Below are 4,940 nucleotides of genomic sequence, written 5' to 3' on the forward strand. Positions count from 1 at the left end.
GGCGTGTATTGCCCACCCGAGTCCGTCGGCGTCCGCGCCTGAGCCCCGCCCGAGGCACCGTGGCGCCACGGCACGCCGCCGTCTCCCGGGGCTCCGCCCCCGGACCCCGCGCCTCAAACGCCGGCGAGGCTGATTTCGCCCACCAGCGCATCAATCTCCCCCAGGGCTTCGCCCGGGTGGGGGTGCCCCCGGGCGGGGGCTGAATCTGCCCACCCGGGTCCGGAAATCCAGCCCGTGGGGGTCCCCCCGGACGGAGTCTGGGGGAGTTTGAGGACACGCCCGGAGGGCGTGCCCTCCCACCGGCAGGCGCGGGAATAGCCGCGAGAGCGCGCGTGCTCATTCCTGGAGAATGGGGCCCGGGCCCCAGCACAGGCACAGCACAGCGCAGCCAGTCGCAGCCAGGAGGACAGAGCAGCCATGACCGACGCCCCCGACGACTTCCGGATCGAGCACGACTCCATGGGCGAGGTGCGGGTGCCCGCGCAGGCGAAATGGCGGGCGCAGACGCAGCGGGCGGTGGAGAACTTTCCCGTGTCGGGGCAGCGGCTGGAGAGGGCGCATATCGAGGCGCTGGCGCGGATCAAGGGCGCGGCGGCGCGGGTGAACGCGGAGCTGGGGGTGGTCGAGAAGGACATCGCGGAGGCGATCGCGGACGCGGCGGGGGAGGTCGCGGAAGGGCGCTGGGACGACCACTTTCCGGTGGATGTCTTTCAGACAGGCTCCGGCACCTCCTCGAACATGAATACCAATGAGGTGCTGGCGACGCTCGCCACCGAGCGCCTGGGCCGCCCGGTTCACCCCAATGACCATGTGAACGCGTCCCAGTCGTCCAACGACGTCTTCCCGTCGTCGATCCATATCGCCGCGACGGCGGCCGTGACGGCCGATCTGATCCCGGCGCTGACCCACCTCGCGGCCTCGCTGGAACGGAAGTCCGCCGAGTTCGCGGAGGTCGTCAAGTCGGGCCGTACGCATCTGATGGACGCGACGCCCGTCACACTGGGCCAGGAGTTCGGCGGCTACGCGGCGCAGATCCGGTACGGCGTGGAGCGGCTGGAGGCGTCGTTGCCGAGGCTCGCGGAACTGCCGCTGGGCGGTACGGCGGTGGGTACCGGCATCAACACCCCGCCCGGGTTCTCCGGCGCCGTGATCGCCGAGGTGGCGCGGACGACGGGGCTGCCGCTGACGGAGGCCAGGGACCACTTCGAGGCGCAGGGCGCGCGGGACGGTCTGGTGGAGACCTCCGGGCAGCTGCGGACGATCGCGGTCTCGCTCACCAAGATCGCGAATGATCTGCGCTGGATGGCGAGCGGCCCGCGCACCGGGCTCGCCGAGATCAATCTCCCGGACCTCCAGCCCGGGTCGTCGATCATGCCGGGCAAGGTCAACCCGGTGATCCCGGAGGCGGTGCTGATGGTGGCCGCGCAGGTGACCGGCAATGACACGACCGTCGCCGTCGCCGGGGCCGCCGGGAACTTCGAGCTGAATGTGATGCTCCCGGTGATGGCGAAGAATCTGCTGGAGTCGATCCGGCTGCTGTCGGCCGCCTCCCGGCTGCTGGCCGACCGTACGGTCGACGGAGTCACCGCCAACGCCGAACGGGCCAGGGAGTACGCGGAGTCCTCGCCGTCGGTGGTCACCCCGCTGAACAAGTACATCGGGTACGAGGAGGCCGCGAAGGTCGCCAAGAAGTCGCTGGCCGAGCGGAAGACGATCCGTGAGGTCGTCATCGAATCGGGCTATGTGGAGCGGGGCGCGCTGACGCTGGAGCAGCTCGACGAGGCGCTCGACGTCCTGCGTATGACGCGCCCGTGAGGCCGATCACCGCACGCGGACGGAGCCGTACTCCTAAAATCTGCTCATGACAGGCACGGAACGCGTCGAACGCTGGACGCCGGGGGACCACATCCTCTGGCGCTATCGCGGCCATGCCCCGGACCTGACGAGTTGCGGGGGCGTGAACATCTGCCGTCCCGTGACCGTCGTTCAGGACACCGCCGAGGAACTCGTCGTGTGGCTGGCGCCGGGCACGGAGTGTGTGAAACCGGTGCTCATGGACGGCACCCCCGTCCACGAGCAGCCGCTCGCCACCCGCTACACCGCCCCGCGCACGGTCGTACGCGACCGCTGGTGGGGTACGGGGGTGCTCAAGCTCGCCAGGCCCGGCCAGCCGTGGTCGGTCTGGCTGTTCTGGGAGCCGGGCTGGCAGTTCAAGAGCTGGTACGTCAATCTGGAGGAGCCGCGCACCCGTTGGGCGGGCGGTATCGACTCCGAGGATCATTTTCTGGACATCTCGGTCTACCCCGACCGCAGTTGGCTCTGGCGGGACGAGGACGAGTTCGCGGAGGCCCAGCGCGTGGGCCTGGTGGACCCGGAGAAGGCCGAGCGGGTGCGGGCCGCGGGGAAGGCCGCGGTCGAGGTCATCAGGGCCTGGGGAGCCCCGTTCCCGGACGGCTGGGAGCACTGGCGGCCGGATCCGGCCTGGCGAGTGCCCGAACTGCCCGCGGACTGGGACCGTACGTCGGTGAGGATGGCGTCCTGAGCATGTCGGTCGGCTGTACACGAGGAGCACGAGGACAAACCGCGCACCAGGGCGACGGGTGTCGCACCAGGTGGCTCACGAGGCGCGGTCACGAGGCGGCGCAAGCGGCGCGGTGGGGCGGATCTCCGCCGTGCCCGCAAGATGTCCGACTCCGGTCGGGGAACACGCTCCGGCGCATACTACGTCGTGAGACTCTTGATACTGCCCCTGGGGGCAAACGTAGGATCGTCGTCCGCAGGGCCGCGCCGTTCGGCAGCTGTTCGGTAACCATTGAGCGCACCGTATGACCTGACGTTAAGTCCGTAAGTCATTGACGAGTCACTTCGAGGACAGGCCCTAGGGGGTGGAGCCGTGCCGGATGCCCGCCACCCTGGCGACGCCTCCCGCAGAGCGGGTACACCGCCTCTTGAGGCGTTCGCATCGCACACCCGGCCCAGACGGACGGAAGCCCACGCGTGACGGAGCAGCCAACCTCCCACGAAGGCCGGCAGCCCTTGGCTGCCCGGCCGCAGGAACGCACCCGGCCGCGGGCGGAGACGGCCGGTTCGCCCGGCGTGCCCGCCCCGCCGGTGTCCTCCGGTGTCCCCGCAGCCCTGGGGGGTCCGCCACAGGACATGCAGGACCTGGCGGGGACGGCCCGGCGCGAAGGTGACCGGCTGCGCTTCGTGGGTGCCGCGACCCGCAGGATCGCGCGGGGGATAGATCTGGACGAGATCGTGCTGGGGCTGTGCCGGGCGACCGTGCCGACGTTCTCGGACGCGATCCTGGTCTATCTGCGCGATCCCCTGCCGGTGGGCGACGAGCGGCCCGTCTCGCCGTTCCAGCTGCGGCTGCGCCGCACGGACCGGTTGCGTTTAGCGGAGGACACCGCCGATTTCGGCGTCCACCCGCTGCCCGCCCTCGACCCGCACAACGACCTCACCCCCGCCGCCGACATCTGCGAGGTCCGCTCCGGCGGAGCGCTGTCCGAGGTGCTGCGCGGGGTGCGGCCGGTCTTCGGCGACTCGGCGGCGGCGCGCGCCGCCCTGCCCGAACTGCTGGGCGCGGACCGGACCGTACCGAACGGGCACCGGGCGATCCTCGCCCCGCTGCGCGGGCGGCGGCGGGTGATCGGTGCCGCCGTCTTCCTGCGGCGGCCGGACCGGCATGCCTTCGAGCCGAACGATCTGCTGGTCGCCGCCCAGCTGGCGACGCACACCGCGCTCGGCATCGACAAGGCGGTGCTGTACGGGCGGGAGGCGTACATCGCCGATGAGCTGCAGCGCACGATGCTGCCGGACTCGCTGCCCCAGCCGACCGGGGTACGGCTCGCCTCGCGCTATCTCCCGGCCGCCGAGACCGCTCGGGTCGGCGGGGACTGGTACGACGCGATCCCGCTGCCCGGCAGCCGGGTGGCGCTGGTCGTCGGCGATGTCATGGGCCACTCCATGACCTCCGCGGCGATCATGGGCCAGTTGCGGACCACCGCGCAGACCCTGGCCGGGCTCGATCTGCCGCCGCAGGAGGTGCTGCACCATCTGGACGAGCAGGCCCAGCGGCTCGGCACCGACCGCATGGCGACCTGTATGTACGCGGTGTACGACCCGGTCTCGCACCGGATCACCATCGCCAACGCGGGCCACCCGCCGCCCGTGCTGCTGCATCTGGGCGGGCGGGCCGAGGTGCTGCGGGTGCCGCCCGGCGCCCCCATCGGGGTCGGCGGCGTGGACTTCGAGGCCGTGGAGCTGGACGCCCCGGCCGGGGCGACGCTGCTGCTGTACACGGACGGGCTGGTGGAGTCCCGGCTGCGGGACGTCTGGACCGGGATCGAGCAGCTCAGGGAGCGGCTGGCCGCGACCGCCCAGCTCACCGGTCCTGACCACTCCCCGCCGCTGGAGGCGCTCTGCGACGACGTCCTGGACATGCTCGGCCCCGGCGACCGGGACGATGACATCGCGCTGCTCGCGGCCCGTTTCGTCGGGATCGCTCCGAGTGATGTCGCCTACTGGTTCCTGGAGCCGGAGGACGCCGCTCCGGGCCGGGCCCGCCGGCTGGCCCGCCGGGCGCTGTCCAGGTGGGGTCTTGAGGAGCTGTCCGACGCGGTGGAACTGCTGGTCAGCGAGGTGGTGACCAATGCGGTGCGGTACGCGGAGCGCCCGGTGACACTGCGGCTGCTGCGGACGGACGTACTGCGCTGCGAGGTCGGCGATGACTCTCCGCAGTTGCCCCGGCAGCGGCGGGCGAGGGACACGGACGAGGGCGGCAGAGGTCTCTTTCTGGTGAACCGGCTGGCCAGGCGGTGGGGAGCCACCCGGCTCTCCAGCGGCAAGGTCGTCTGGTTCGAGCTGCCGACCCGGGCGTAACCCTGTACCGCCCCCGGGGGGCCGCCCGGGGGGCGGTACGGCGGCACCCGGGGCAG

The 4,940-nt window shown here is 71.7% G+C and carries 3 protein-coding genes; all 3 read left to right on the plus strand.

All coding sequences use genetic code 11. The features are described from left to right. Positions 1-417: 417 nt before the first annotated feature. The 3 genes from ACWF94_RS33340 to ACWF94_RS33350 all read left to right on the plus strand — a co-directional run bounded on the left by ACWF94_RS33340 (position 418) and on the right by ACWF94_RS33350 (position 4,884). Positions 418-1,815 (plus strand): class II fumarate hydratase, encoded by a 1,398-nt coding sequence (locus ACWF94_RS33340; RefSeq protein WP_453497194.1) that lies wholly within the window; start codon positions 418-420, stop codon positions 1,813-1,815. Between the two features lie 46 nt (positions 1,816-1,861). Next, a complete protein-coding gene (gene fomD / locus ACWF94_RS33345) occupies positions 1,862-2,542 on the plus strand; it encodes a cytidylyl-2-hydroxypropylphosphonate hydrolase (RefSeq protein WP_453497197.1) in 681 nt (226 codons plus the stop codon). A 455-nt stretch (positions 2,543-2,997) separates the two neighbouring features. Further along, a complete protein-coding gene (locus tag ACWF94_RS33350; RefSeq protein ID WP_453497200.1) occupies positions 2,998-4,884 on the plus strand; it encodes a SpoIIE family protein phosphatase in 1,887 nt (628 codons plus the stop codon). Positions 4,885-4,940 lie beyond the last annotated feature (56 nt).

The organism is Streptomyces sp. NPDC055078, from assembly GCF_053607985.1.

Bases quoted from the DNA above. Each gene is read 5' to 3' on its own strand.
- ACWF94_RS33340 (WP_453497194.1), top strand. From the start codon at position 418: ATGACCGACGCCCCCGACGACTTCCGGATCGAGCACGACTCCATGGGC.
- fomD (WP_453497197.1), top strand. From the start codon at position 1,862: ATGACAGGCACGGAACGCGTCGAACGCTGGACGCCGGGGGACCACATC.